This is a genomic window from Acinetobacter sp. NIPH 1852 (assembly GCF_022549455.1).
GTDB lineage: Bacteria > Pseudomonadota > Gammaproteobacteria > Pseudomonadales > Moraxellaceae > Acinetobacter.
Window position 1 is genome coordinate 1 of sequence record NZ_JAKZGG010000042.1, and the last position, 1,289, is coordinate 1,289.

Below are 1,289 nucleotides of genomic sequence, written 5' to 3' on the forward strand. Positions count from 1 at the left end.
CTCAAGTAGTTTAAGCTGAGTTTTCTTATTTAATTTACAATTGGTTAGCTTCATTTTCATAGATTAACATAGTGCTAATCTAGTACAGCCCCAAAAATTTTAAACCACTTAACTTATAGGAACCATCAATGAAAAAAATTGGCATATTGACGCTTAGCTTAGCCCTGCTTGGCTGTGGCGAAAATCAAAATAACTCACAAAGCAACACGGCTCCCCAATCTAGAGTAGCAACATCAACAAGCTTAAGTTTACGTAGTCTAAATCAGAGCGAAACATGTCAGTATAGCTTTGATGCAACACAAGAAGATTATAATGATTTATGGAACAATCAAAATTCAGACTATCTGATGGCTATATTTCCAAACATTAATGGGCAGAAGTTTAGCTTAACTGTTGCTCCTCCATATTTTTCAATTAATGACCCTGAGTATGGTACTTTTAATTATTTACAATACTTAGCTACCAGTAAAGCAAGGTTTTATTCGGCAATAAATTCTCCATATTTTCCATACTTGCAAGATGGTTTAGGTGATTTCAACTTACCAGCAACAGGGATTCTTGCACTGGAAATGCAGCTCGATATTCCTGGTGCTCCTCTTAATGGTGGTTACTATGGAAAGCAAGGTTCATCTTATTTCGCAGATATTAATTTTAATGGAATCACAGAGAATGGGTATGTTGTAAGGTCAGGATATAGCTTCATGGCAGGTAGCGCTGATCCTGATTTTGGAGAAAACCCACCATTCGTATTATTTATGCTGGGTTACCCAAATAGTGATGATACTGAGTATACTTCAGTTGCTTATTACTACAATAAAATGACTAACTATCAAAGCAAATATCATCGTTTAGGTATCTATATCAACCAAAATACCAAACAGGTCGGATTTATTGTCAATGGCGTTGATCAAGGGTATCAAGGAACACTCCCTGCAGCATTGAAAAATATAGGTTTTGACATTCGTAGCTGGGTTGGTTCTGATAGGGATGGTAAATTCTCTGATAAACTCGCAGGATTAGAATTTTCATCAGAGCTAATCACTGACCGCAATGCCCTACAGTTCACTTACCCCCAAGGTACGACTGACATCTGTGGTAATAATATTTAAGTCATAAAAATTTAAACCCAATCTTATGATTGGGTTTTTTATATCGACATTAAAGAACATATCTGAGCATTTTCATTACTATCTATTAACCCGAATCGTGCTTAAGCCAATGATTCCATTACTCGAATGGTTGGCTTGTTTTGATGACATAATTGGTAAGCACATAAAGATGCATAAATT

General features: G+C 35.8%; 1 protein-coding gene. It reads left to right on the forward strand.

Annotated elements, in window-relative coordinates:
• The first annotated feature begins 128 nt into the window (after positions 1-128).
• Complete coding sequence (locus tag MMO38_RS16460) at positions 129-1,109, forward strand: DUF4882 family protein (RefSeq protein WP_241324184.1); 981 nt, start codon at positions 129-131, stop codon at positions 1,107-1,109.
• Positions 1,110-1,289: the final 180 nt, after the last annotated feature.

Excerpts from the sequence above, each read along its gene's own strand:
- MMO38_RS16460 (WP_241324184.1), top strand. The coding sequence starts at position 129 with ATGAAAAAAATTGGCATATTGACGCTTAGCTTAGCCCTGCTTGGCTGT.